General features: G+C 70.5%; 24 protein-coding genes, 2 tRNA genes and 1 other RNA gene. 16 read left to right on the forward strand and 11 right to left on the reverse strand.

Annotation, left to right across the window (positions count from 1 at the left end; all coding sequences use genetic code 11):
• Window positions 1–56: 56 nt before the first annotated feature.
• Window positions 57–764, reverse strand: a complete 708-nt coding sequence (gene deoD, locus ABZU25_RS14705; protein WP_074315244.1) for a purine-nucleoside phosphorylase — start codon at window positions 762–764, stop codon at window positions 57–59.
• 75 nt (window positions 765–839) lie between these two features.
• On the opposite strand from deoD, the gene ABZU25_RS14710 reads away from it, so the two are divergent.
• A tRNA-Ser gene (locus ABZU25_RS14710) sits at window positions 840–926 on the forward strand.
• A 283-nt stretch (window positions 927–1,209) separates the two neighbouring features.
• Here ABZU25_RS14710 and ABZU25_RS14715 read toward each other — a convergent pair.
• Window positions 1,210–2,145 (reverse strand): TetR/AcrR family transcriptional regulator C-terminal domain-containing protein, encoded by a 936-nt coding sequence (locus ABZU25_RS14715; protein WP_355029843.1) that lies wholly within the window; start codon window positions 2,143–2,145, stop codon window positions 1,210–1,212.
• A 182-nt stretch (window positions 2,146–2,327) separates the two neighbouring features.
• Between ABZU25_RS14715 and ABZU25_RS14720 the strand changes: the two genes are divergently transcribed.
• Window positions 2,328–3,926: a carboxylesterase family protein gene (locus tag ABZU25_RS14720; RefSeq protein ID WP_355029844.1), complete on the forward strand. Its 1,599-nt coding sequence runs from the start codon at window positions 2,328–2,330 to the stop codon at window positions 3,924–3,926.
• Between the two features lie 33 nt (window positions 3,927–3,959).
• On the opposite strand, the gene ABZU25_RS14725 is transcribed toward ABZU25_RS14720, so the two are convergent.
• Complete coding sequence (locus ABZU25_RS14725; RefSeq protein WP_355029845.1) at window positions 3,960–4,454, reverse strand: hypothetical protein; 495 nt, start codon at window positions 4,452–4,454, stop codon at window positions 3,960–3,962.
• 92 nt (window positions 4,455–4,546) lie between these two features.
• Window positions 4,547–5,101: a hypothetical protein gene (locus ABZU25_RS14730; RefSeq protein WP_355029846.1), complete on the reverse strand. Its 555-nt coding sequence runs from the start codon at window positions 5,099–5,101 to the stop codon at window positions 4,547–4,549.
• 136 nt (window positions 5,102–5,237) lie between these two features.
• Here ABZU25_RS14730 and ABZU25_RS14735 point away from each other — a divergent pair, with 136 nt between their 5' ends.
• Window positions 5,238–5,864, forward strand: coding sequence for a DUF1349 domain-containing protein (locus tag ABZU25_RS14735; RefSeq protein ID WP_355029847.1), 627 nt, complete (start codon window positions 5,238–5,240; stop codon window positions 5,862–5,864).
• Window positions 5,865–5,929: 65 nt separating this feature from the next.
• On the opposite strand, the gene ABZU25_RS14740 is transcribed toward ABZU25_RS14735, so the two are convergent.
• Together ABZU25_RS14740 and ABZU25_RS14745 are read right to left on the reverse strand one after the other, a co-directional pair.
• Window positions 5,930–6,121: a DUF397 domain-containing protein gene (locus tag ABZU25_RS14740; protein WP_355029848.1), complete on the reverse strand. Its 192-nt coding sequence runs from the start codon at window positions 6,119–6,121 to the stop codon at window positions 5,930–5,932.
• The gene (locus ABZU25_RS14745; protein WP_355029849.1) at window positions 6,112–6,879 is read right to left on the reverse strand and encodes a helix-turn-helix transcriptional regulator; all 768 of its coding nucleotides are present in this window, start codon (window positions 6,877–6,879) and stop codon (window positions 6,112–6,114) included. Before ABZU25_RS14745 ends, ABZU25_RS14740 begins: the two co-directional genes overlap by 10 nt.
• 200 nt (window positions 6,880–7,079) lie before the next feature.
• Between ABZU25_RS14745 and ABZU25_RS14750 the strand changes: the two genes are divergently transcribed.
• The gene (locus ABZU25_RS14750; protein WP_355029850.1) at window positions 7,080–7,322 is read left to right on the forward strand and encodes a flavin reductase; all 243 of its coding nucleotides are present in this window, start codon (window positions 7,080–7,082) and stop codon (window positions 7,320–7,322) included.
• Between the two features lie 61 nt (window positions 7,323–7,383).
• Here the strand turns inward: ABZU25_RS14750 and ABZU25_RS14755 are convergent, their stop codons facing one another.
• Entirely contained in the window at window positions 7,384–8,220 is an 837-nt protein-coding gene (locus ABZU25_RS14755; protein WP_355029851.1) for a class I SAM-dependent methyltransferase, read from the reverse strand.
• Between the two features lie 104 nt (window positions 8,221–8,324).
• Here ABZU25_RS14755 and ABZU25_RS14760 point away from each other — a divergent pair, with 104 nt between their 5' ends.
• Complete coding sequence (locus ABZU25_RS14760; RefSeq protein WP_355029852.1) at window positions 8,325–8,762, forward strand: YbaB/EbfC family nucleoid-associated protein; 438 nt, start codon at window positions 8,325–8,327, stop codon at window positions 8,760–8,762.
• Between the two features lie 88 nt (window positions 8,763–8,850).
• Window positions 8,851–9,513, forward strand: a complete 663-nt coding sequence (locus tag ABZU25_RS14765) for a pentapeptide repeat-containing protein (RefSeq protein ID WP_355029853.1) — start codon at window positions 8,851–8,853, stop codon at window positions 9,511–9,513.
• Window positions 9,514–9,583: 70 nt separating this feature from the next.
• Here the strand turns inward: ABZU25_RS14765 and ABZU25_RS14770 are convergent.
• A tRNA-Ser gene (locus tag ABZU25_RS14770) sits at window positions 9,584–9,668 on the reverse strand.
• Between the two features lie 82 nt (window positions 9,669–9,750).
• On the opposite strand from ABZU25_RS14770, the gene ffs reads away from it, so the two are divergent.
• Window positions 9,751–9,840: signal recognition particle sRNA small type (gene ffs / locus ABZU25_RS14775), an RNA gene on the forward strand.
• Window positions 9,841–10,019: 179 nt separating this feature from the next.
• Complete coding sequence (locus ABZU25_RS14780; RefSeq protein WP_355029854.1) at window positions 10,020–13,166, forward strand: DNA polymerase III subunit gamma and tau; 3,147 nt, start codon at window positions 10,020–10,022, stop codon at window positions 13,164–13,166.
• Here the strand turns inward: ABZU25_RS14780 and ABZU25_RS14785 are convergent.
• A complete protein-coding gene (locus ABZU25_RS14785) occupies window positions 13,163–13,840 on the reverse strand; it encodes a DUF998 domain-containing protein (protein ID WP_355029855.1) in 678 nt (225 codons plus the stop codon). The genes ABZU25_RS14780 and ABZU25_RS14785 overlap by 4 nt on opposite strands.
• Window positions 13,841–14,042: 202 nt before the next feature.
• Here ABZU25_RS14785 and ABZU25_RS14790 point away from each other — a divergent pair, with 202 nt between their 5' ends.
• From ABZU25_RS14790 to ABZU25_RS14820, 7 genes are all read left to right on the forward strand, one after another.
• Window positions 14,043–14,351: a YbaB/EbfC family nucleoid-associated protein gene (locus tag ABZU25_RS14790; protein ID WP_238433593.1), complete on the forward strand. Its 309-nt coding sequence runs from the start codon at window positions 14,043–14,045 to the stop codon at window positions 14,349–14,351.
• Between the two features lie 8 nt (window positions 14,352–14,359).
• Complete coding sequence (gene recR / locus ABZU25_RS14795; RefSeq protein WP_355029856.1) at window positions 14,360–14,953, forward strand: recombination mediator RecR; 594 nt, start codon at window positions 14,360–14,362, stop codon at window positions 14,951–14,953.
• A gap of 245 nt (window positions 14,954–15,198) precedes the next feature.
• Window positions 15,199–16,872: an ABC transporter substrate-binding protein gene (locus tag ABZU25_RS14800; RefSeq protein ID WP_355029857.1), complete on the forward strand. Its 1,674-nt coding sequence runs from the start codon at window positions 15,199–15,201 to the stop codon at window positions 16,870–16,872.
• A 98-nt stretch (window positions 16,873–16,970) separates the two neighbouring features.
• Entirely contained in the window at window positions 16,971–17,978 is a 1,008-nt protein-coding gene (locus ABZU25_RS14805; protein WP_355029858.1) for an ABC transporter permease, read from the forward strand.
• A 65-nt stretch (window positions 17,979–18,043) separates the two neighbouring features.
• On the forward strand, window positions 18,044–19,003 hold the full coding sequence (locus tag ABZU25_RS14810) for an ABC transporter permease (protein WP_355029925.1): 960 nt from the start codon (window positions 18,044–18,046) through the stop codon (window positions 19,001–19,003).
• A 112-nt stretch (window positions 19,004–19,115) separates the two neighbouring features.
• Entirely contained in the window at window positions 19,116–20,102 is a 987-nt protein-coding gene (locus ABZU25_RS14815) for an ABC transporter ATP-binding protein (RefSeq protein WP_355029859.1), read from the forward strand.
• Window positions 20,099–21,199: an oligopeptide/dipeptide ABC transporter ATP-binding protein gene (locus tag ABZU25_RS14820; protein WP_355029860.1), complete on the forward strand. Its 1,101-nt coding sequence runs from the start codon at window positions 20,099–20,101 to the stop codon at window positions 21,197–21,199. Before ABZU25_RS14815 ends, ABZU25_RS14820 begins: the two co-directional genes overlap by 4 nt.
• A 58-nt stretch (window positions 21,200–21,257) precedes the next feature.
• Here the strand turns inward: ABZU25_RS14820 and ABZU25_RS14825 are convergent, their stop codons facing one another.
• Window positions 21,258–21,647 (reverse strand): hypothetical protein, encoded by a 390-nt coding sequence (locus ABZU25_RS14825; RefSeq protein ID WP_355029926.1) that lies wholly within the window; start codon window positions 21,645–21,647, stop codon window positions 21,258–21,260.
• On the reverse strand, window positions 21,641–22,282 hold the full coding sequence (locus ABZU25_RS14830) for an HNH endonuclease family protein (protein WP_355029861.1): 642 nt from the start codon (window positions 22,280–22,282) through the stop codon (window positions 21,641–21,643). Before ABZU25_RS14830 ends, ABZU25_RS14825 begins: the two co-directional genes overlap by 7 nt.
• Window positions 22,283–22,389: 107 nt before the next feature.
• Between ABZU25_RS14830 and ABZU25_RS14835 the strand changes: the two genes are divergently transcribed.
• Window positions 22,390–23,883 carry an MFS transporter gene (locus tag ABZU25_RS14835; protein WP_355029862.1) on the forward strand — a complete coding sequence of 498 codons (1,494 nt, stop codon included), beginning with the start codon at window positions 22,390–22,392 and terminating at the stop codon, window positions 23,881–23,883.
• The last annotated feature ends 18 nt before the right edge of the window (window positions 23,884–23,901 follow it).

Here is a 23,901-nt window from a genome sequence, read left to right on the forward strand (position 1 = left end):
ATTTATACCTCTGAGTCATACCGCTCTCGGCAGTGACACCGCCCCGTCGGGACGGGTCAGGCGATGATCGTGTCCAGGGCGATCTCGACCATCTGGCTGAAGGTCTGCTCCCGCTCCTCGGACGTGGTCTTCTCGCCGGTCTTGATGTGGTCGCTGACGGTCAGCACGGTCAGCGCGCGGGCCTTGAACCGGGCGGCGATCGTGTAGAGCGCCGCCGACTCCATCTCCACCGCCAGCACGCCGTAGTCGGCGAGGGTGTCGTAGAGGTCCGGCCGGTCCGTGTAGAAGGCGTCCGCCGCCAGGATCGGCCCGACGTGCATGGTGATGCCGCGCCGCTCGGCCACCTCGACCGAGGTACGCAGCAGCCCGAAGTCGGCCACCGGGGCGTAGTCGATCAACCCGTCGAAGCGCATCCGGTTCATGTTCGAGTCGGTCGACGACCCGATCGCGGCCACCACGTCGCGCAACTGGAGGTCGGTGCTGAGGGCGCCGCAGGAGCCGACCCGGATCAGCGTCTTCACGCCGTACTCGTTGATCAACTCGTGGGCGTAGATGGAGGCCGACGGCATGCCCATGCCGGAGCCCTGGACGGAAACCTCGACGCCGTTCCAGCGGCCGGTGAAGCCCAGCATGCCCCGAACCGTCGAGTAGCAGGTGGCGCCCTCGAGGTAGGTCTCCGCGATCCACTTGGCCCGCAGCGGGTCGCCCGGCATCAGGACCCGCTCGGCAATCTCGCCCGGCTTCGCGCCGATGTGCGTACTCATGGCAAAGATCCTGCCAGGCCGGCCCGGGCGATACCGGTTCGGCGTCCGAACCGGCGGTCCTGTACCCTCGTCGGCGGTGGCGTGTCCGAGCGGCCTAAGGAGCACGCCTCGAAAGCGTGTGAGGGTTAACGCCCTCCGAGGGTTCAAATCCCTCCGCCACCGCTCATGAAGTGCAGAAACGCCCGGTTGATCCGCGAGGATCAGCCGGGCGTTTTCGGTAGGTTGACCAGTTAAGAGGCCCGACTGGTCGGAGTTCGTTCAGGGACGCCATGGCGGGCAATCTATCGAGCGCCGGCCAGCGGCGGGGGGCTGCGGCCTGGGCCACGAGCTGGACAGTCGGGTGACCGGGAACGAGGCTGTTCGAGAGCAGGTGACGCTCGGCGGGCGCGGGACCGCGGGTTAGCGACCCGCCTGGGCAGCTGCCGCCACGAACGAACCGGGTCCGTCATCGTTCGAGCAGCCCCGCCACCCCGTCGAGCAGGCGTTGCAGGCCGAACTCGAAGAGACTGTCGACGTTGAGGTCGATCTCCGACCGGGACAGCCGCGCCAGGTGCGGAAACTCGCCGGCGGTGAGCAGACCGGTCAACACCTCGGCCTGCGTCACCATCCACTCGTCGTCGGTCAGACCGGTGTCCTGTTCCGCCTCGGCCCCCTGTTGCAGGTTCACCGCTGTGCCGCGTACGTGATTGGCTAGGGCGACCACCAGATGGAGTTGGGTGTGCTGGTCCATGTCGTGCCCGGCGAGGGCGCGCAGAGCCCACTCGGTGTGCGCGACGGCGTGCGGCGCCATCAGCGGACGGGTCAGCGAGATCACCTGGGCCAGCCAGGGATGCCGGCGGTAGATCGACCACTGAAGCCGGCAGAGCAGCTCCAACTGGGCTCGCCACCCGACCGGGAGCGCGCGGGGCAGACGGTGGGCGGCGAACGCGGCGTCCGCCATCAGCAGCAGAAGCTGCTCCTTGCCCCGCACCTGCCGGTACAGCGACATGGTCGGCACGTCCAGTTCGGTGGCGATACGCCGCATGCTCAGCCCGGCCAACCCCTCGGCGTCGGCGATCTCGGTGGCGGTGCGTACCACCTGGTCGCGGGTCGCCCCTCGGGCCGGACGCCGACGTGCGTCGACCCGCGCGGCCCGACCGGCCGGCGTCGACTCGGGGCCGGTCACCACCATGCCGACGCCGGGGACCGCCCGGACCAGTTCCTCCTGACGGAGCAGGGTGAGCGCCCGGCTGGCGGTCGCCATGGCGACTCCCCACTCCCGGACGATCTGGCGGGTCGACGGCACCCGGTCGCCGGGGCTCAACTCGCCCGCGGTGATGCGCCGCCGCAGCTCCCCCACGATGCGCAGATAGGGAGGAGTGGACTCGTCGAACTTGGTCACGCTGTGCCTCCCGACGGTCGCCAGTGACCGTAGCGCACTAGAGCGCCGACAGCCGCCCCCGTCGCTGGCCTCCGGTCGCACGGGCCGGCGTACTAGAGCTCTCTGGGCGATCGATTGACGGATCGGCATGCTCACCGCAGACGGCTCGTACGCCGTACCGGCTTCGACCAACGAGGAGAGTCATGACCAGGATCCCGTACCCCCGGTGGGCCGTCGCGATGGTCGCGGCCACGCTCCTCGCGCCGGCGCTGACCGCCGGCCCGGCCGCGGCGGCCGACGACCGCCGGAGCGCGGTCGTCGTCCGAACCGACCAGGGCGCGGTACGCGGCACCGTCTCGGCGAACCACCTGTCGTTCCAGGGGATTCCGTACGCCCGTCCGCCGCTGGGCGCGTTGCGCTGGGCCCCACCGCAGCCGGGTCCGGTCTGGACCGGCGTCCGCGACGCGACGAGGCCGGGTGCTGCCTGCGCCCAACTGCAGGGGCTGCCGATGGACCGCCCCTCGGCGGCCGAGGACTGCCTCCACCTGAACGTCACGACCCCGCGTACCGCCGCGCGAACGCCCCGACCGGTGCTGGTGTGGCTGCACGGCGGGGACTTCCGGTTCGGCAGGGGAGACCTGTACGACGGGCAGCGACTGGCGGCCGACGGCGACGTCGTCGTGGTCACTGTGAACTACCGGCTCGGCGCGCTCGGGTTCCTGGCGCATCCGGCGCTGGCCGGTCCCGGTGGGGTCACCGGCAACTTCGGGTTGCAGGATCAGCAGGCCGCGCTGCGGTGGGTGCGGCACAACGCGGCGGCCTTCGGGGGCGACCCGGGCAACGTCACAGTGTTCGGCCAGTCCGCCGGGGCGACAAGCGTCTGCGCGCACCTCGCCGCACCGGGCTCCGCCGGCCTGTTCCACCGCGCGATCCTGCAGAGCAACTCGTGCGCCAACCCGGTCCAGACCCGGGCTGAGGCGGCCAGGGCGGCCGAGGAGTTCGCCAGGAACATCGGCTGCGCCGACCCGGGTACGGTCGCCGACTGCCTGCGTGGGCGTGACCCGGCCCGGTTGGTCGAAACGGCCGGCTACCCGGGTGCCGGTGTCGACCTCGGCCCGGTCGTCGACGGCCGTACGTTGCCGGTGGACCCGGCCGCCGCGCTGGCCACCGGGCGGCTGCATCCGGTGCCGGTGCTGACCGGGATGAACCGCGACGAGTCCCGCCTCGTGGTGTGGGGTATGGAGCGCAGCGGGCTGAACTGCCCCGAGCCGGGGGACGAGTCCGAGTCGTGCCCGCTCACCGACGACCAGTACCGGAACCAGGTACGCGGCATGTTCGGTGACCGGGCGGAGGAGGTGCTGGCCCGCTATCCCCGCACTGGCAGCCAGTTCGCCAGCGAGACGTTGGGTGCCGTGCTGACCGACCACGACTACGCCGAGCCGATCTACTCCGCCGCGTTGGCTCTCGCCCGACGCGTGCCGACGTACCTGTACGAGTTCGCTGACGACGCCCCGTTCTTCACCGAAGGGCCCGAACCGACCTTTCCCGCTGGGGCGTACCACTGCGCGGAACTGCCGTACCTGTTCACTGTCGACTACGCCGAGGCGCTCACGCCGACCCAGCAGCGGCTCGGCGACGAGATGGTCCGGGTCTGGAGCGACTTCGCCCGGACGGGTCGGGCCGGTTGGCCGCAACTGCGCGGTGCCGCCCCGTACGTGCGGGTGTTCGCCGGTGGCAGGGCATCGGGCACGACGACCTTCGCCGCAGCCCACTCGTACGACTTCTGGCGGTCGTTGCGCTGATGTCGTCGACCGGCCGGGTGCGACAGGCAGTGGTCAGCATGGGCCCGCACCCTCCTCGAAGAGGCGGCGGGCCCAGTCGGCGTACCCGGCGATGGTTTTTCGGACCGTGCGTCCGTCGTGCAGGAACAGGTACGCGCGGTCGCCGGTGCGGGCGAGCAGCCCATCGAGACGGTGTGTCCCTTGTGGAGCACGCAGTCGGGTGACAAGCGGATAGCGGGCCCAGACCTGGTTGATGGGCGAACCGGCGGTGATGCCCTCCGGTGTCCGCATCGGGTCACCGACCCAGAGCAGCACCAGTTTGTCCTCCACGAAGACCGGGCTGACCGTGTCGTGGCCGGCGAGCGTCGGCCCGCAGGCATCCAGATTGGTCAGCAGAATGCCACGTTGGGTCAGCTCCTCCTCGGTGTCACCGAACTCGATGTTGCGCAGGCCGTTCAGGTCAATGATCTCCACGCTGCCGGTGGGCCGGCCGTCCAGGATCGTCCCGGTCGGCGACACTCCACTGCCAGCAATCGAGGCAGCCGTCATCAGCGTGGCAATAAACGCAAATTGTCGCAATTTCATGGAATCCCCCAGTCCCCAACGGGACGGGAGCCCTCAGGTTGCTGCCGGTCGCCGGATTACTGATTTTCCCACTGTTCGACCAGCTCATCCCAGTAGTCGGCGCTGAGCCGACGTCGCCCGTGCGCCAGCCAGCCGTCGGTGTTCCGTTCCAGGTGCAACCCCAGTTCGGCGAACGGGTCGATCCACTCGCCGGGCTCGACACCGAGCCGGGTCAACGCCGCATTGATCGGCCACTGCCCACGTGGCGCGTCCAACACGTCGTCGAAGTGTGGACCCCACGACAGCGTCCCACCCAGCCACACCGCCGCCGACTGGTAGCCGGCGCTGCCGCCGAACTCCGCCTCCAGATAGGCCACCGGCCCCGCCTCAGACCAGCGGGTCAGCGACTCGGCCAGCGTCGGCGACAGCACCAGGCCGAAGGGGTGCTCAGCGCTCCGGTCGTCCGTGGCGAAATCCGGCAACGACCCGGTCAGCTCCACCACCAACTGCGGCGTGACCGGCAACAGCCCGAAATCCTGGCGCAGCTCGCCGAGGACCGCGTGATCCAGCTCGACGGTCTGCTCACGGAGCAGTTCGGCGTCCGCAACCACCACGCTGAGCTGGTAAGTCATCGATCCCTCCGCTATCCACAGCCTGTGGATAGAACATGTGTACGACGGTTTTCGGGCTCCGCCGGCGTCGATCCCCGGACCGTACCCGCCCAGCGGTGACGGATTCCTTGCCGGGACCCGTTGTACCGTCCTGGTCATGGCTGACCAACTGACCGTCCCCGGTATGCCGTCTCCGCTCGGGCCCTCGCCCGACGGGCTCTGGCGGGTGGACGAGACGACAGGTGCGGTGACGGTGTCCGCGCAGCCGCGTACCGACATCTTCATCGACCCCAGCGGTGGCGGCGCCGACGCGGCACCCGTCCTCAACGCGGCGACACTGCTCGGGGACCTGCCGCCGGAGGGTGACTTCCAGTTCAGCGCCCGGGTCAGCGTGACCTTCGCCGCGACCTTCGACGCCGGGGTGCTCCTGCTCTGGCGCGACGAGCGGTGCTGGGGCAAGTTGTGCTTCGAGTTCTCACCCGAGGGTGAGCCCATGATCGTGTCCGTCATCTGCCGTGGCGTCGCCGACGACGCGAACGCCTTCGTGGTGGCCGACCGCTCGGTGTGGCTGCGGGTCTCGCGAATCGGCCGGGTCTACGCGTACCACGCCTCGGTCGACGGTCGGACCTGGCAGTTGATCCGCGTGTTCAGTTTCGACGGCGAGACGTCAGGCGATCGGATCGGCTTCGCCGGCCAGTCGCCGACCGGCGACGGATGCAGCGTGACCTTCGACGAGGTCAGCTTCCGGCCGGAACGCCTCGCCGACCTCCGCGACGGCTCCTGACGCAGGCCCGACGCCGCCGTCCACAGCCTGTGGATAGAACATGTGTACGACGGATTGGGGTCTGGTCAGATTCGCATGGCGAGCCGGCTGACGAACGCGCGCCAAGCCGTCGGCGCGAAGGTGAGCGCCGGGCCGCTCGGGTCCTTGGAATCCCGTACGCCAACCACGCCGGGCAGATTGTCGGCGACCTCGACACAGTTGCCGCCGTTGCCGCTGCTGCGGCTGCTCTTACGCCACCGTGCGCCGTTCAGCTCCATGACTCCGCCACTTCCCTGATGAGATCGACCGACTGCCAGTGGGACAGCGCCTCCCCGCGCACGTTCTCCCATGCCGCCATCATGGCCGCGATGTCCTCGGAATCGCTAGCGACTTGTCCCTGGAGTTGGTTGTCCAGGTAGCCGGCGACCCGGTGGTCGTGGCTGTGCGCGATCACGAACGGCCCGTTCAGCCCGGCGTACGCGCCGACCGTGCTGGGCACGACGTGCACCCGGATGTGCGGCTCGGCGCACGCCGCGACGACGGCAAGCAGTTGCTCGCGCATCGTCGACCCGCCGCCCACCGGGCGACGGGTGACCGCCTCGTCGATGACCGCCGTGAACTGCGGGGGGTCGTCGCGTTTGAGCACGCCCTGTCGACCGAGCCGGACCGTGAGAAGCCGCTCGATGTCACCCCGGGGGATCAGGCCCGCACCGCTCAGCACCGCCCTGGCGTACGCCTCGGTCTGCAACAACCCCGGCAGGACGGTCGACTCGTACGACCGCAGCGACACCGCCTCGCGCTCGATCTCCTGCCACGGACGAAACCAAATGGGGTCACGACGTCTTGAAGTGTCCGGCCAGATGTCCGCCACGTCCTTGTGGAGGGCTTCGGCTGCCGCCAGGCGGTGCCGAGGGTGCGGGATGCGCCCCTCGCTCAACCACCGCCCCACGGTCTTCGGGTCGACGCCGACGGTCTCGGCGAGAGATTCGGCGGTGTGTCCGGTGTCGCTGAGTGCCACCCGCAACGCGTCGTTCACGGCACCTCCATCGAGATGTTTCGAATATCTGAGGACCATATCGCTACGCGGTGTATCTGTCTCGTGACGCACCCAAGGGTGGTTCGCAGAAGACGGCGCGACCGGTGGAGGCGCAGCAGCCCGGCGGTGGGCGTCAGTCCGCGGGTCGCCCCGGCGGGGAGGGCGGGGCGACCCGCCTCCACAGCGAAGGAGGCCCGCCCATGCCCCGCCGCCGCCACCGCAACCACCTACCGACCCGACCCACCTGGCGCTGCGCGGCGTGCGGCATCGCCTGGCCCTGCTCCGCGGCGAAGTTGCGGTTGCTCGGCGAGTATCGGCACGACCGGCTGGCGTTGACCGTCTACCTGGCGACGCTCCAGGTCGAGGCCAGCGAACAGCTACCCGAGGTGGACCCCGCCCGGCTGAGCGAACGCTTCCTCTCCTGGGCCCGCTCCCGTGGCTGAGCCTTTCGTGCCCGGCTGACCGCCGGTTGCCTCCAGGCCGGGTCCGTAGCAGTACCAGCCGTCAGGGTCGCCAGATCGCCACCTCGATGTCCCGTCGCCGCTCGGCGAAGCGGCCGTCTCGTGCTGCCGTCGTCAAGAGTTGGCGCAGATCCGCCGAGAAGGCCGGGAGCCGGTCGCCGAACAGATGCGGTGCCGAACTGGACAGCGAGAACACCGCCGAGGTGACCTCGTCCACTGAGCGTTCCACGACGATCCCCTGTTCGACAGTGATCCGGGTGGGGCCGGCGAAGCCCGCCTCGCGCATGATCTCGGCCTCGCCGGAGGGGGTGCCCGTTGGCAACAACCCCTGGCCAGCCCGACGGATCGGCCCCAGGTAACCGGCGACCAGCTCGTCGATCTGCTGCCAGGGCGCTCGGGGGTACGGCAGCGGATCGTCCCCGAACACGCCCTGATGCGTGTTGGCGCCGACGTGGACCCAGGCCCCGTCGGGCGTGAGCATGCCGCGGACCCGACGAGCCACGAGCGGGCGGTCCATCCAGTGGAAAGCCTGGGCGAACGTGGCCACCCGGAAGGCACCCAGGTCGGCGGGCAGGGCCTCGGCGCGCAGGTGTCGCCACTCGACGTTGACCACTCCGACGCCGTCAGCTCTGCGCCGCCCCTCCGCGAGCATGTCCTGATCGGCATCGACGCCCACCGCCGCCTCGAACAGGGGCGCGAGCAGCAGCGTCAACGATCCGGGCCCGCAGCCCACGTCCAGGAGTCGACCGGTGCCGTCGAGGTCGAGCGCGGTATGGATGGCGTCGGCGAGACCGGATGGGTAGGGCAGCCGTCCGACGCTGTAGTGGCGGGCGCTGCCCGCGTACAAGGTCTCGTCCCACTGCCACGTCGCCTCGGTCACGACGTCGATGAGACCACAGGTCGTCTCGCCCGGACGGTTGCCGCAGCCAGCTCATGTTAATCTCCCTCAGCTCACATGATCACCTTGAGCGACCGAGGGGACACATGACTGCCGAGGTGCCAAACGCGGGCGGGCTGCTGGATCCGGACGGCGCGATGGATCGGCTGGCGGAGTGGAAGGGACGCCTGGACCAGTTGGCGACCGCCACGGACGCGATGAGCGAGCGGGTCCAGGAGCTACGGGTGACGGTCGCCGACGGCAACGGGCTGGTGGAGGTCACTGTCGACTCGGCGGGAGCGCTTGTCGATCTACGACTCGGCCAGCGGATCCAACGGGTCGCACCCGACGTCGTCGCCCGGACGATCATGAGCACGATCGGCCTGGCCAAGCGGCAACTGGCCGACCGCGCTCAGGAGATCATCGGCGAGACCCTGGGGACCGATTCGCCAGCGGCGCGGGCAATAGCCGAACGCGTCGGGCAGCAGCTGCGCGAAGTTAACCCCGCGGTGGACGGCGGGGACGAGCAGCGCGACCGGTGGTGACCGCCGGTCTGTCGCCGAGCGCGTCGGCTGATATTCGGTCGTGGGTCGCTGATCGACCAGCGTGGGACGGCACTGTGGTGCTCGACAGATGAGCACGTACAGGCGGACCAGCGGCGACGTCCTTCGGTGGCCGGACAGCCCCGACGCTCGGGCAGCGCTTGAGCAGTGGTTCGCCGACTCTTCCGCCGGGGCGTACCTGTCGGGTGACTCTCTTGATTTTCGCGGCGCGGACCTCAGCCGTCTCGACCTCGCCAACGCCTATCTCGCCAATTCCCACCTGGTCGGCGTGCGGTTCGGGGAGGCCAACCTCGGCGGCGCCAACCTGACCAATGCCGAGGTGCGCGGCGCGGATTTCTCCTCCGCCGACCTGGCCAAGGCGGAAATGGTCGGCTGCGCGGCGGGTGAGGCGCGGTTCCGTTCCGCCCGGTTGTTCGCGGTGGACCTCGACGACGCAGTGCTGGACGGAGCCGATCTCGGCCACGCGATCCTCAATTCCGCCAAGCTCTACAGGACGGACCTGCGCGGCGCCAACCTTGAGTACGCCAGCCTGCGCTGGTGCACGCTTGGCGGCCCGAGCATGCCGACCGTGCTGAGTGACGCGCGGATGTTCGGCTGCCAGCTCGACGGCGCGACCGGGGCCGTCGTCGGTCCGGTCTTCGTCGACGAGGGCGCGACCCGGTCCCTCGGCGGCGGGGAACTCGAAACGTGGCTCTCGGCGCAGGGCGCGGAGAGTGTCCAGGTGGTGGCCTGACGCCACCGCAGGAACGACTCAGGGCCGGTCCCCGTGGGGCCGGCCCTGTCGTTGGTGCTGCTCAGGCGAGCGGAGGATACGAGATTCGAACTCGTGAGGGTGTAAACCCAACACGCTTTCCAAGCGTGCGCCCTAGGCCTCTAGGCGAATCCTCCGCGAGCCAGGATACAGGCCCCCGCCGGCCGGGCCACCCCACCACCCCCTGAAGATCGACGGGCGGTCGGGTAGGCTTGGCGTCACCTCCCGTGCGGCGGTATCTCGTGAACCTCCCCAGGGCCGGAAGGCAGCAAGGATAAGCGAGCTCTGCCGGGTGCACGGGAGGCCTTTTTGTCTCCGGGCCTTGATCCACTCGACATCCGTGATGTCGGGGCATCCCGGGCATGCGGACACCCCGATTTCCAGGAAGCCGAGTCGATCAACGCGCGGCGACCCGAGCGTCCGGCGGGGTGGGTGGTCACCCGCGCCAGACCGGCGCAGAATGGCTCGGTCGAGAGGAGGCGGGACGAGTGACGCTGGCGCTCTACCGCAAGTACCGGCCGCGTACCTTCGCCGAGATGATCGGCCAGGAGCAGGTCACCGAGCCACTGTCGCAGGCGCTGCGCAGCGGCCGACTCAATCACGCCTACCTCTTCTCCGGCCCGCGCGGCTGCGGCAAGACCTCCAGCGCCCGGATCCTGGCCCGTTCGCTCAACTGTGAGCAGGGACCCACCCCGGAGCCGTGCGGCAAGTGCGAGTCGTGCCGCTCGCTGACCACCGACGGCGCCGGCTCGATCGACGTCATCGAGATCGACGCGGCCAGCCACGGTGGTGTCGACGACGCCCGCGACCTGCGCGAGAAGGCGTTCTTCGCGCCGGCCCGCAGCCGCTTCAAGATCTACATCATCGACGAGGCGCACATGGTCTCGACGCAGGGCTTCAACGCCCTGCTCAAGCTCGTCGAGGAGCCTCCGGAGTACGTCAAGTTCATCTTCGCCACCACCGAGCCGGAGAAGGTCCTCGGCACCATCCGGTCGCGGACCCACCACTACCCGTTCCGGCTGTTTCCGCCGAAGGTGGTCCGCCCCTATCTGGAGCAGCTCTGCGAGGCGGAGGGGGTCACCGTCGAGCCGGCGGTCTTTCCGCTTGTGGTGCGCGCCGGTGGCGGCAGCATGCGGGACAGCCTCTCCGTGCTCGACCAGCTCATTGCCGGCGCCGGCCCGGAGGGGGTCAGCTACGCCCGGGCCGTCGCGCTGCTCGGGGTCACCGACGCCGCGTTGATCGACGAGATGTGCGACGCGCTGGCCGCCGGGGACGGCGCCGCCGCGTACGCCACCGTCGACCGGGTCGCCGAGGCCGGGCACGACCTGCGCCGGTTCGCCTCGGATCTGCTCGAACGGCTACGCGACCTCATCGTGATCCAGCAGGTGCCGGACGCCGCCGCGAAGGGCCTGATCGACGGCCCCGCCGACCAGATCGAGCGGATGGCCGCCCAGGCCGCGCAACTCGGGCCGGGCACGCTCTCCCGCTGCGCCGACATCGTGCACGACGGCCTGGTGGAGATGCGCGGCACCACAGCGCCCCGCCTGCTGCTGGAGCTGATCTGCGCCCGGATGCTGCTGCCCGGCGCGGACGACTCCACCGGTGGCCTGCTCCAACGCCTCGAACGGATGGAACGCCGGCTCACCCTGAGCGGCACCGACGCGCCGTCGGCCGCCGCCGGCTCCGCTCCGGCCGCCCACCCGGGAGTACGCCCACAGCCAGGCACCCCGGTCCCGGCTGCCGCGAACCCCCCACCCGTCAACGCCCCGACCTCCGCACCGCCCTGGGCGGTCGACCCGGCCGCGTCCCCGATCCGCAGCGCTGCGGTCCCGGGCGCTCCCGCGTCGGCTGCTGTGGCCTCCGGCGCACCGGCCTCGCCCGGCCCGGTCTCGGGCGCACCGGCTCCGACCTCCGGCGCACCGGCTGGACAGGCTCCGACCTCCGGCGTGCCGGCTCCGACCTCCGGCTCGCCTGCCTCGCACGTCTCAGCCGCCGACTCGCCGATCCCGGTGTCACCCGGTGCGTCGGCCGTCGCCGGGTCGGCACCCGTCTCGCCCGACGGGTCGGCCCCACGTCGTGTGGTGCCACCGTCGGCGGTGCTGCCCGACCCGGCCACGCCGGAGCCGCCCCGACCGGGCGCGCCGGCCGCAGCGCTGGACGCCGTCGCGGTCCGCCGCGTCTGGCCCGATGTGGTCGGCAAGGTCAACCGGACCAACAAGCGGATCGCCGCCCTGATGCGCGACGCCGTGGTGCGTGAACTTGACGGCGACATGCTGGTGCTCACGGTGAAGTCCACAGTGCTGGCCAAGATGATGGCCGATCATGCGGCGGTGCTCACCGACGCGCTCTACGAGGAGTTGGGCGGGCGCTGGCAGATCCGCTGCGAGGTCGCCGGCGAGCGCGGTGGGATGTCGTTGTCCGGTCCCCAGCGCTCGCAATCCGCCGCGCCGGCCCGACCCGCCGCCCCGGCTGCTGCGCCGAGTCCCACCGTCGCGTCGAGTCCCACCGTCGCGTCGAACGCGCCGAACGGGAACGCCGCTGCCGGCCCGACGAGCGCACCGCCCGCCGCGCCGAACTCGTCCGCCGCCGCCGGCCCGACGAGCGCACCGCCCGCCGCGCCGAATTCGTCCGCGGGTGCCGGCCCGACGAGCGCAGCGCCCGCCGCGCCGAATTCGAACAGCTCTGCCGGCCCGGTGACTGCGCCGCCCAGCGCGCCGAATCCGAGCAGCTCTGCCGGCCCGGCGACAGCGCCCCCCAGCGCACCGAACTCGACAAGCGTTGCTGGCTCGGGTGCCCATGGTGGCCCGCCGGGAGGCGCGGGTGCGCGTGCCGAGGGGGGCGGAGAAGGCTCCGGCGCTCACGGTTCGGCTCGGCAGGGCGGAACGCAGCCCGCCGCGCCGGCAGCTGCGCACGCTCCGGCTCGGCAGGGCGCAGCGCAGCCGGTCGCGTCGGCAGAGGACGAGGACGACTGGCCGGAGGCGGCCCGCCCTGGCGGTGGCGCACTCGCCGCCGAGGCGACCGACGACGAGGACTGGCCGGAGGCCGCTCGGCCGGGTGGCGCGTTGGCCGAGAACGACCCAGGCACTGATGCCGGACCGGGCGGCCCCGGCTCGGCGCCAATCCCGACCGGCCCGAACGGTGGCGGCGGCCCGAACGGCGGCGGCGGCGCGAACGGCGGCGGCCCGAACGGCGGTCACACCAACGGCAGCGGACCAGGCGGTTCGGGTCGCCCCGGCCCGGCGGCCGGCGGCGGTAACCCGGGCGGGCGGGGCAACCCGACACCGGCGGCCCGGCAGCCGGCGACAGCCGGTGGTGCGCCGGTGAGCAGCGCCATCGCCGCGGCTCGTGCGGCGGCGGCGGGGCGCGGTGTGCGTACCGGAGCGGCGGCCCGGCCCGTCGCGGACGCCGATTGGGCCGGCGAGCCGCCCTACGACCCGGACTTCGACGGCCCGTCGCGGGCCGGCCGGCCGGGTGGCGCCGCGACCCCGGTCTACGAGGGGTTCGATCCGGGCGACGAGCCGCTGGACGAGATCATCGACGAGAAGACCGCTCGGGAGTCCAGCGAGGAGCAGGCGGTACGGCTGCTGCGCGAGACGTTCGGGGCCGAGAAGATCGACGAGGTCGACGCCCGCTAGTTCGCCACTGTCGACCGGGTGTGCGACGCCTGGCCGGCCGGCGTCTCGGCGAGCAGGACGCCGAGGCAGCAGGCCCAGAGGGGGAAGGGCAGCACGGCGACTCGTTCCATGCCGCCCACCCCGATCCCCAGGCCCTGCTGGGCGAAGAACAGCACGGTCCCGACCAGTGCGACGAGCCCAGCGGTGAGGGTGAGCCGTCGCCACCGGCCGAGCGTCGAGGTGCCCGCTGCGAAACCGGCGAGGAGCAGACCGACGTTGCCCAATCCCATGATCAGGAATGCGCCGAGGACGTGCAGGTTCTCGTCGACGTCGGCCGGGTAGAGGGCCGCCAGGGCGTACCCGCCGGTGGCCAGCAGCAGGAGGATCTGCGCCGAGCGCACCACGCCGCCGCGACCGAGGAGCCGCCAGGTCAGCAGGAGCCCGGCGGCGAGCAGGATGGCGGTGACCAGGGTCGCGGCGTTCATCAGGGGGTGCCAGGGCGAGCAGACGTAGCGGGGTCTGGTGGTGTCCCAGCTGCCGCAGTGGGCGTTGCCGAGGTCGCTGATGTTGTGGGTGGCCCAGCTGTAGGCCGGCTGTTGCCAGCGCAGCCCGGTGACCAGGCTGGCGACGAGGAGAACCGGTGCGGCTGCCACCCAGCACAGCGCGCCGGCCCGGCCGGTGCGGTTGAGGTTCATGCCGTCGAGCACACCAGCGCGACGGGTCCCGGCGCACTACCGGCAGATGGCCGGTTCGGGGTAGTGCCAGCCGTACCCCGAGGGCTCGGCGTGGGCCACGCACCGGACGGGGGCGTGGTCGGTCCCAGCGGATAGGCTAAGCGGCGGCCGAGCAGACGAGTGCGAGAAGGAGCCATCCGTGCGCCCAGGTGGACAGCCGAACATGCAGCAGATGCTGAAGCAGGCGCAGAAGATGCAGCAGCAGATCGCCGCCGCCCAGGCCGAGTTGGCCGAGGCCGAGCTGACCGGCACCGCCGGCGGTGGGCTGGTCACCGCTACCGTCTCCGGCGCTGGTGAGCTCAAGGCCATCAAGATCGACCCGAAGGCCGTCGACCCGGACGACGTGGAGACGCTGGAGGATCTGGTCGTCGCGGCCGTGCACAACGCCGCCGAGGCGGCCCGGGAGCTGACCGAGCGCAAGATGGGCCCGGTCGCCGGCGGCATGGGCGGCCTCGGCCTGCCCGGTTTCTGAGCCGGCAGATGTACGAAGGTGCCATCCAGGACCTGATCGACGAGTTGGGCCGGTTGCCGGGCGTGGGTCCGAAGAGCGCTCAGCGGATCGCGTTCCACGTCCTGTCGGCGGATCCTGCCGACGTCAACCGGCTGGCCGGCGCGCTGCGCAAGGTCAAGGAGTTGGTGCGGTTCTGCACTACCTGCTACAACGTGGCCGAGTCCGAGCAGTGCCGGATCTGCCGCGACCCGCGCCGCACCGACGAGGTGCTGTGCGTGGTGGAGGAGCCCAAGGACGTGGTCGCCGTCGAGCGGACCGGTGAGTTCCGCGGTCGCTACCACGTGCTGGGCGGCGCGATCAATCCGCTGGAGGGGATTGGTCCGGACAATCTGCGCATCCGGGAGTTGCTGATCCGGCTCAGTGGTGGCGGCGTCCGGGAGTTGATCCTGGCCACCGACCCGAACACCGAGGGCGAGGCGACCGCCACCTATCTGGCGCTGATGGTGAAGCCGATGGGGATCTCGGTGACCCGGCTGGCCAGCGGTCTGCCGGTCGGCGGCGACCTGGAGTACGCCGACGAGATCACCCTCGGACGGGCCTTCGAGGGCCGCCGGGCCGTCTGAGTCGTACCGCGCGGGGGTGGTGCCGTCGTTGACGGTGCCGCCCCCGTCCCGGTGTCCGGCCCGGCACGGATCGATGTGTCGCTCCATGTATCAACCGTGTCGTCGACTGTCAGACCTCGGCCCAAGGTGTCGGCTTGGTAGCGATTGCCTAACGCCCGTTCCGCTTCGCGTGTGACATGTCATAGCCTCCCGCACACGGACCGAGCCACAGCTCGGCGTGGTCATGCGCATGACAGAGGTGAGAGATGCAGGCGAGAAGGCTTAAAACGGCCGTGGCCATCGCGGCCGTTGCCGCTCTGGCGGTCGGCGCGGCCGGCTGCGCGAAGAGCGAGCGCGACGGCGACAGTGGCGAGGCCAAGACTGGCGGCACCTTCATCTTCGCGGGTGCCGGTGACCCGAAGAACTTCGATCCGATCTTCAACGATGACGGTGAGTCGTTCCGGCCGGTCCGGCAGATGTTCGACACCCTGGTGAGCCACAAGCCGGGCACCGCGGAGCTTCAGGGCGGTCTGGCGGAGAGTTGGGAGCACGACCCGGAGGGCAAGGTCTGGACGTTCAAGCTCCGTCAGGGCGTGAAGTTCCACGACGGTACGCCGTTCAACGCCGCCGCGGTCTGCTTCAACTTCGACCGCTGGTACAACATGACGGGCGCTGCCGCCCAGTCCCAGATGATCTACTACATGGACGTCTTCGGGGGCTTCGCCAAGAACGAGAACGAGGCCGCCGGCAAGCCGGTCTACAACAAGTGTGAGGCGCAGGGCGACGGCACCGCTGTCGTCACGCTGAACCAGTACAAGGGCGCCTTCCCGGGGGCCTTCGCGCTGACCTCGCTCTCGATCGCGAGCCCGGAGGCGCTGAAGAAGTACGACGCCAACACGGTGAAGCAGAACGGCGACTCGTTCGAGTACAGCGCCTTCGCCACCACCAACCCGGTCGGCACCGGCCCGTTCACCTTCGGTGGCTGGGACAAGGCCAAGAACGAGATCACCCTGAACCGCAACCCGGACTACTTTGGCGACAAGGCCAAGGTGGACAAGATGATCATCAAGGTCATCAAGGACGAGAGCACCCGCAAGCAGGAGCTTCGTGCCGGCACCGTCCAGGGCATCGACTTCCCGGCCCCGGCCGACCGCAAGGCGCTGGAGGGTGAGGGCTTCCAGGTCATCAACCGCCCGGCGTTCAACATCCTCTACCTCGGCCTCAACCAGAAGAACCCGAAGCTGAAGGACCTGCGGGTGCGCCAGGCGATCGCCTACGCGCTCAACCGTCAGCAGCTGGTGCAGACCAAGGGCCCGGGTGGCGCGAAGGTCGCCGACGAGTTCCTGCCGGACACCGTGCTCGGCTACGCCCCGGACGTGCAGAAGTACGAGTACAACCCGGACAAGGCCAAGCAGCTCCTCAAGGATGCTGGCGCCGAGGGCCTGACGCTTAACTTCTACTACCCGCCGGACGTCTCCCGGCCGTACATGCCGAACCCGCAGGAGATCTTCACCGTCCTCGCCAACGACCTGCAGGCCGTGGGCATCAAGGTCAACGGTGTGCCGCGCCCGTGGAACGGTGGCTTCAAGGACGACGTGCAGCAGTTCGGCAAGCACGACCTGCACATCCTCGGCTGGACCGGTGACTACAACGACCCGGGCAACTTCGTCGGCACGTTCTTCGGCCGGGCCAAGGCCGAGTTCGGCGACCAGTCGATGACCGAGATGTTCGACGCCATCACCAAGGCTGACGGCACCGTCGACGACGCGGGCAAGAAGGCAGCCTGGGAGCAGGTCAACCGGGACATCGCCGCCAAGTGGCTGCCGGCCGTGCCGATCTGGCACGCCCCGCCGGCCATCGTCGTCACTAAGGATGTCAAGGGCCTGGTGGCCAGCCCGTTGACCGACGAGCGATTCAACACGGTCAGCATCAGCAAGTGACGTCCCTCGGCTGAGGCCGTAGGCGTGATCGGCCCGGGTCCGGGGTTCCTCCCGGCCCCGGGCCGATCCGCGATCTTTGAGAGTCTGGTGTGTGAGAGATGTTGCGAGTCATAGTCCGCCGCCTGTTGCAGCTGGTGGTGACCCTCATAGCGCTGTCGGCGTTGATCTTCGTCTGGCTGCGGAACCTGCCCGGTGGCCCGGTCGAGGCGCTGCTCGGCGAGCGGGCCACGCCCGAGCGTCGCGTGTTGCTGACCAAGGCGCTCGGCTACGACCAGCCGATCCTGGTGCAGTACGGCAAGTTCATGCAGCGGGTGGTGACCGGCGACTTCGGCAACTCGATCCGGACCGGTGACGCGGTCACCGAGGTGATCAGCCGTGCCTTTCCGGCCACCATCGAGCTGGCCCTCGCCGCGATGATCATCGCCGTCGGCCTCGGTGTGCCGCTCGGCTACCTCGCTGCCCGCTGGCGCGGACGGTGGCCGGACAACCTCACCATCGCCGGCACCCTGCTCGGCATCTCCATCCCGATCTTCTTCCTGGGCTATCTGCTCAAGGACGTCTTCACCCAGAACATCCACTGGTTCCCGCCGTCCGGGCGGCTGACCACCGGACTGGAGAACACCCACGTCACCGGGTTCTTCGTGCTCGACGGCCTGCTGACCCGGGAGTTCGACGCCAGCGCGGACGCGTTGTGGCACCTGATCCTGCCAGCGATCACGCTCGCCACCATTCCGTTGGCGGTGATCGTGCGGATCACCCGGGCCAGCGTGCTCGACGTCCTGAACGAGGACTACGTACGGACCGCCGAGGCGAAGGGCCTGCGACACCGTACGATCCGCGGCCGGCACATCCTGCGCAACGCGCTCCTGCCCGTGGTCACGACCATCGGCCTGCAGACCGGTGCGCTGCTCTCCGGCGCGGTGCTCACCGAGAAGGTCTACAACTGGGGCGGCATCGGCACGCTGATCACCGACTCGATCAGCGGCGGCCGGGACTACCCGGTGCTCCAGGCGATCATCCTGCTGGCCGCGCTGATCTTCGTGGTGGTCAACCTGCTTGTCGACCTCTCCTACGCCTTCATCGACCCGAGGGTGCGTGTGCGATGAGTGACCCGATCACCCAGGCCGGCACGCCGGCTCCCCGCCCCGGGGACGACAAGCCACGTCCCGGCATGAGCGAGCGCAGCATCGGCCTGCTCGGCGACCGCAAGAAGGCACGGCTCGACGAGTTGGCCCAGGCGAGCGCCGCCGACCGGGGCGGGATCAGCCTCGTCCGCGACGCCCTGCGCCGGCTGCGGCGCAACCCGGTCGCCATCGTCGGGGCCGTCATCGTGGGGCTGTTCGTCCTGGTGGCGATCTTCGCTCCGCTGATCGCACCGCACGACCCGGTGCAGCGCTTCGACGAGCTGACCAAGGGCCTCACCGTGGACACCATCCCGGGGGCCAGCAGCGGGTTCCCGTTCGGCTCCGACCCACTCGGCCGGGACTTCCTGTCCCGCATGATCTACGGGGCCCGGCAGACGCTCTTCGTGGGCGTACTCGCGACTCTCATCGGTCTCACGCTCGGGGTGCTGATCGGCGCGATCGCCGGCGCGTTCGGTGGCTGGGTCGACGTGGTCCTGATGCGGCTCACCGACGTGATGCTGGCCCTGCCGAGCCTGCTGCTCGCGATCACCCTGGTCGCGATGGCCAGCCGGTCGAGTCAGTGGACGGTCATCTTCGCGGTGGCCATCGTGAGCGTGCCGATCTTCGCCCGGCTGCTGCGCGGTTCGATGCTGGCCCAGCGGGAGAGCGACCACGTGTTGGCCGCCCGCGCGCTCGGCGTCAAGGAGCGCAACATCGTGCTGCGGCACATGTTGCCCAACTCGTTGACCGCGGTGATCGTGCAGGCGACCCTCACCTTCGCGGTGGCCATTCTGGACGCCGCGGCGCTGTCCTTCCTGGGCCTCGGCGACCCGGACATCAACCGGGCCGAGTGGGGCCTGATGCTCGGCGTGGACGGTCAGCGTTATTTCGAGGTCCGCCCGGAGTTGGCGTACTACCCCGCGCTCGCGATCATCGTTGTCGCGCTCGGCTTCACCCTGCTGGGTGAGGCGATGCGCGAGGCGATCGACCCGAAGAACCGGCGGTGACCACGGTGAGCGCTGTCAGCGCGCCCGGACCCCGTCTCGGGCGAGCGCGAGGAGTGAGCTTGCGAGCCCCGCAGTCGCGAGCGAAGGACCAAAGCAGTGAGGAAGTGACTCGATGAGCCTGCTCGACGTCCGTGACCTGAGCGTCGTGTTCCAGCGGCGCGGCGAGCGGCCCTTCACCGCCGTGGACAAGATCAGCTTCACTGTGGAGCCGGGGCAGACGGTCGGCCTGGTCGGCGAGTCCGGCTGCGGCAAGAGCGTGACCAGCCTGGCCATCATGGGCCTGCTGCCCAAGCGCGGTAACAAGGTCACCGGGGAGGTGCTCTTCGACGGCACCGACCTGCTGAAGCTGCGACCGGACGACATGCGCGACCGACGCGGCCGGGAGATCAGCATGATCTTCCAGGACCCGCTCTCCTCACTGAATCCCGTCATCCCGATCGGGGTCCAGGTGGCCGAGGTGTTGGAGCGCCACCAGGGCCGGGACCGCAAGCAGGCGCTGCGCGAATCGCGGGACCTGCTCGACGCGGTCGGCATCCCCGACCCGCAGCGGCGGCTCAGCGAGTACCCGCACCAGATCTCCGGTGGAATGCGCCAGCGGGCGCTTATCGCCATCGCGCTGGCCTGCAAGCCTCGGCTGCTGATCGCCGACGAGCCGACCACCGCGCTCGACGTGACCATCCAGGCGCAGATCCTCACCCTGCTCAAGCAGCTTGTCGACGAGACCGGCACCGCGCTCGTGATGATCACGCACGATCTGGGCGTGGTGGCCGGGCTCTGCGACACCGTCAACGTCCTCTACGGCGGCAGGGTGGTCGAGCGGGAACGGCGGCACGAGTTGTTCGCGCACGCCCGGCACCCGTACACCCATGGGCTGCTCAGTTCGGTGCCCCGGCTGGACTCGCCGCGCGGTGAGCGACTGCACGCGATCCGCGGGTCGGTCGCCGACAACATCCCGTGGGCCGAGGGGTGTGCCTTCGCGCCGCGCTGCGACAACGTTGTGGACGCGTGTCTCGAGGGACCGCCGCCGCTCGAACCCACCGCCACCGGCGGCGACCTCCGCTGCAACAACCCCGTCTCCGAGGAGGTGGCGGTCCGATGACCGAACAGACCGGACCCCTGATCGAGCTGCGCGACCTCAAGGTCCACTTCCCGATCAAGAGCGGCCTGCTCTTCGACCGCACCGTCGGGTACGTCTACGCGGTGGACGGCGTGTCGCTGAGCATCCGCAAGGGCGAGACGTACGGCCTGGTCGGCGAGTCGGGCTGCGGCAAGTCGACGTTGGGTCGCGGCCTGCTGCGGCTCGTCGAGCCGACCGAGGGCGAGATCGTCTTCGACGGCACCGACGTGCGCTCGCTCAAGGGCGAGGCCATGCGGAAGGCCCGCCGCCGGATGCAGATGATCTTCCAGGATCCGCTCTCCAGCCTCGACCCCCGACAGTCGGTGGAGTCGCTGCTGGTGGAGGGGCTCAAGGCGCACGGGTTGGCCGGCGACAAGGCCGAGACGAACCGGCGGCTGCGCGAGACGCTGGAGGCGGTCGGCCTGCCCGCGTCGGCCCTCAGCAAGTACCCGCACGAGTTCTCCGGCGGTCAGCGCCAGCGGATCGGCATCGCCCGCGCGCTGGTGCTCAACCCGGACCTGATCGTCGCCGACGAGCCGGTCTCCGCGCTGGACGTGTCCATCCAGGCCCAGGTGCTCAACCTGCTGGAGGACCTGCAGAACGAGCGTGGCCTGACGTATCTGATCATCGCGCACGACCTGGCGGTGGTGCGGCACATCGCCGACACGGTGGGCGTCATGTACCTCGGCGGGCTGGTGGAGGAGGCGTCCAGCGACGACCTCTACCGCGAGCCGATGCACCCGTACACGCGGGCGCTGATGTCCGCGGTGCCGGTGCCCGATCCGCTCGTGGAGGACCGCCGGGAGCGGATCCTGCTCGCCGGTGACCTGCCGTCGCCGACCAACCCGCCGTCCGGCTGTCGGTTCCACACCCGGTGCCCGTGGGCGCAACCGACCCGGTGCGCCGACGAGCGGCCGGAGCTGCGCGACGTCGTCGGTGGACACCGGGTGGCCTGCCACTTCGCCGAGGACATCGCTGCCGGCCGGATCCGGCCGCACGAGGTGGAGGTGGAGCTGGTCCGCCCGATCGAGGGCACCGGCCCCGTCGACCCACCGGGCGAGCTGATCCCCACCCCGTGACGCCGCCAGGGGTCGTCCGGTGACGGGCGGCCCCTGGCCGGTACGTGGTGCGGGTGGCTCAGCCCTCGGGGCGGTGCAGCAGGCCCACCGCGACGCCGTGCACCGCGTCCAGCCCCGCCGGATCGGCCAGCGCGACCGACGTGCCGGTCACCACGTACCACTCGGCGGCGTCCTTGTACTGCACCCGCAGGGTGACCTTGCCGTCCGCGTACTCGGTGCGCAGCGTCAGATCACCGGTGACGACGCCTACCTCATCGGTCATCACGCCGCCGGGGCCGGGCACGATGTCGCTGGTGCGGCTCTGCGGGCCGGCCGCGCCGCCCGAATCCGCGACCATGCCGGCGCCCGGCACGGCGGCGGGAGTCTCGGCGGCGCCATCCGCGGTCATGCCGGCGGCGGCCGGGCCGCCCTCCCCCTCGGCGGTCACGAATCGCTCCCCACTCAACAGCCCTCCAACATGTCGGTCAAAGCGGCCTTCTCGGCGCTGGTCACCGTCAGCCGCCAGTAGTGCTTGACCGTCACCCAGTCCTGGGCATATTTGCACCAGTACGATCGGTTTGCCGGCTTCCACTGGGACGGGTCCTGGTCACCCTTTGCCCTATTGGAGGACGCGGAAACCGCGAAGAGCTGCGGACGGGTGATGTCGTTTGCGAAATCACCGCGCTTCGCGTCGTTCCACTCGTCGGCACCCGAGCGCCACGCGTTGGCCAACGGCACCATGTGGTCGATGTCCACGTCGGAGGGATCGGAGAAGCTGCGACCGTCGTACACGCTCTCCCAGCGCCCACCAACCACGTTGCAGCCGGAGAGCTTCACGTCCTTGCCGTCGCGCTGGAGGATGCTGTCCCGCACGTCGCAGTTCTTGCCGGTGTCCCGCCAGTGCGGGAAGCGGTCCCGGCTGTAGCCCGCCATCGAGCCGGCGGTGGCCACGGTGAGCTGGCTCAGCTGCTCTGCCGCGTTGCCGCCGTCGGTCGACGGCGGTGGCGTCACCGGCTCGTCCTGTGGGACGCAACCGGCCACGCCGAGCGCCAGCGCCGCGGCGAGCGCGGTCACCGCCGCTCGCGGTCCTGATCTGGTACGCACAGACGACACCTCTCCAGCTTGCGGTCTCCCGGCGATTGCGCACAGTACCCGGGAATGGTTTCGGCATTTCGTGGCGTCTCCCACATGATGCAAGGCAGATTGGTGGGATGACCGCACCCGTACCGGCGTCCGCCCTCCGGATGGGCACCACCGCCGGCCGGGGCACGCTGCTCGCCGCCGTACTCGCCTCTGGCATGGTCTTCCTCGACAGCACCGTCGTCAACGTGGCGCTGCCGAAGCTCGGGCAGGACCTCGACGCGAACGTGGCCGATCTCCAGTGGACCATCAACGGCTACCTGCTGATGCTGGCGGCGTTCGTGCTGCTCGGCGGTGCGCTCGGGGACCGCTTCGGCCGGCGGCGCATCTTCCTCATCGGGGTGGTCTGGTTCACCGCCGCCTCGGTGCTGTGCGGGCTGGCCCAGGGCACCGGTTGGCTGATCGCGGCCCGGTTCCTCCAGGGCGCCGGCGGGGCCCTGCTCACCCCCGGGTCGCTCTCCGTGCTCCAGGCCAGCTTCCACCCGGACGACCGAGGCCGGGCCATCGGCGCCTGGGCCGGGCTGTCCGGGGTGTCCACCGCGCTGGGCCCGTTCATCGGAGGCTGGCTGATCGACGCGCTGTCCTGGCGCTGGATCTTCTTCCTCAACCTGCCGATCGCCGTGCTGGTGGTGCTGGCCGCGATGCGCTGGGTGCCGGAGAGCCGGGACGAGAGCGCCTCCCGGACCGCGGGACCGGGTCGGACCCGGCGGCGGTTCGACGTCGAGGGAGCACTGCTCGGCGCGCTCGCGCTGGCCGGCGTCACGTACGCCCTGATCGACGCGCCGGCGCGGGGCTTCGACTCGGCCCCGGTGCTGATCGCGGCGCTGGTCGGGGTGGTGTCCGCTGTGACATTCGTGCTGCTGGAACGGCGGCGTGGCGACGCCGCGATGCTGCCCACCGGGCTGTTCGGCAGCCGGCTCTTCTCGGTGCTGAACATCTTCACAGTGGTCGTCTACGCGGCGCTCGGCGGCTTCACCTTCTTCTTCGCGGTCTACCTGCAGAACGTGGTCGGGTGGTCGGCCTTCCGCACCGGCATCGCGTTGCTGCCGATGACACTGCTGCTGTTGGCCGGATCGGCCCGGGCCGGAGCGCTGTCGGCGCGGATCGGCCCGCGACTGCCGCTGACCGTCGGGCCGGTGCTCGCCGCGATCGGTCTGCTGCTGCTGCGCGGCGTCGGCCCGGGGGCGTCGTACTGGACCGACGTGCTGCCCGGGGTGCTGCTCTTCGGCATCGGGCTGACCCTGGTGGTGGCGCCGCTGACCGCGTCGGTGCTGGCCGCCGTGCAGGACCGGTTCTCCGGGGTGGCCAGCGGTTTCAACAACGCCGCGTCCCGGGCCGGCGGCCTGCTCGCGGTGGCGGCGCTGCCGCTGCTCGTCGGCCTGTCCGGCAGCGGCTACGCGCAGAAGGCCGAGCTGACCGACGCGTACCGGGGTGCCATGGTCTGGTGTGCGGGGTTGTTGCTGGCCGGGGCGGTGCTGGCCCTCGTGTTGGTGCACCGGCCGCCCCGCGCGGCCCCACCGTCGCAGCCCTGCCATTCGCTGCCCGCGGCCACGCCCCCGAGGTAGCGAACCATCCTCGGGGGC

The sequence above is a fragment of the Micromonospora sp. NPDC005215 genome (assembly GCF_040607915.1).
Taxonomy (GTDB): Bacteria; Actinomycetota; Actinomycetes; order Mycobacteriales; family Micromonosporaceae; genus Micromonospora.

What these genes read in the sequence shown, in the direction of transcription:
- deoD (WP_074315244.1), bottom strand. Translation starts at nt 764, where the DNA reads ATGAGTACGCACATCGGCGCGAAGCCGGGCGAGATTGCCGAGCGGGTC.
- ABZU25_RS14720 (WP_355029844.1), top strand. Translation starts at nt 2,328, where the DNA reads ATGACCAGGATCCCGTACCCCCGGTGGGCCGTCGCGATGGTCGCGGCC.
- ABZU25_RS14725 (WP_355029845.1), bottom strand. Translation starts at nt 4,454, where the DNA reads ATGACGGCTGCCTCGATTGCTGGCAGTGGAGTGTCGCCGACCGGGACG.
- ABZU25_RS14730 (WP_355029846.1), bottom strand. Translation starts at nt 5,101, where the DNA reads ATGACTTACCAGCTCAGCGTGGTGGTTGCGGACGCCGAACTGCTCCGT.
- ABZU25_RS14735 (WP_355029847.1), top strand. Translation starts at nt 5,238, where the DNA reads ATGGCTGACCAACTGACCGTCCCCGGTATGCCGTCTCCGCTCGGGCCC.
- ABZU25_RS14740 (WP_355029848.1), bottom strand. Translation starts at nt 6,121, where the DNA reads ATGGAGCTGAACGGCGCACGGTGGCGTAAGAGCAGCCGCAGCAGCGGC.
- ABZU25_RS14750 (WP_355029850.1), top strand. Translation starts at nt 7,080, where the DNA reads ATGCCCCGCCGCCGCCACCGCAACCACCTACCGACCCGACCCACCTGG.
- ABZU25_RS14760 (WP_355029852.1), top strand. Translation starts at nt 8,325, where the DNA reads ATGACTGCCGAGGTGCCAAACGCGGGCGGGCTGCTGGATCCGGACGGC.
- ABZU25_RS14765 (WP_355029853.1), top strand. Translation starts at nt 8,851, where the DNA reads ATGAGCACGTACAGGCGGACCAGCGGCGACGTCCTTCGGTGGCCGGAC.
- ABZU25_RS14785 (WP_355029855.1), bottom strand. Translation starts at nt 13,840, where the DNA reads ATGAACCTCAACCGCACCGGCCGGGCCGGCGCGCTGTGCTGGGTGGCA.
- ABZU25_RS14790 (WP_238433593.1), top strand. Translation starts at nt 14,043, where the DNA reads ATGCAGCAGATGCTGAAGCAGGCGCAGAAGATGCAGCAGCAGATCGCC.
- recR (WP_355029856.1), top strand. Translation starts at nt 14,360, where the DNA reads ATGTACGAAGGTGCCATCCAGGACCTGATCGACGAGTTGGGCCGGTTG.
- ABZU25_RS14800 (WP_355029857.1), top strand. Translation starts at nt 15,199, where the DNA reads ATGCAGGCGAGAAGGCTTAAAACGGCCGTGGCCATCGCGGCCGTTGCC.
- ABZU25_RS14805 (WP_355029858.1), top strand. Translation starts at nt 16,971, where the DNA reads ATGTTGCGAGTCATAGTCCGCCGCCTGTTGCAGCTGGTGGTGACCCTC.
- ABZU25_RS14810 (WP_355029925.1), top strand. Translation starts at nt 18,044, where the DNA reads ATGAGCGAGCGCAGCATCGGCCTGCTCGGCGACCGCAAGAAGGCACGG.
- ABZU25_RS14815 (WP_355029859.1), top strand. Translation starts at nt 19,116, where the DNA reads ATGAGCCTGCTCGACGTCCGTGACCTGAGCGTCGTGTTCCAGCGGCGC.
- ABZU25_RS14820 (WP_355029860.1), top strand. Translation starts at nt 20,099, where the DNA reads ATGACCGAACAGACCGGACCCCTGATCGAGCTGCGCGACCTCAAGGTC.
- ABZU25_RS14835 (WP_355029862.1), top strand. Translation starts at nt 22,390, where the DNA reads ATGACCGCACCCGTACCGGCGTCCGCCCTCCGGATGGGCACCACCGCC.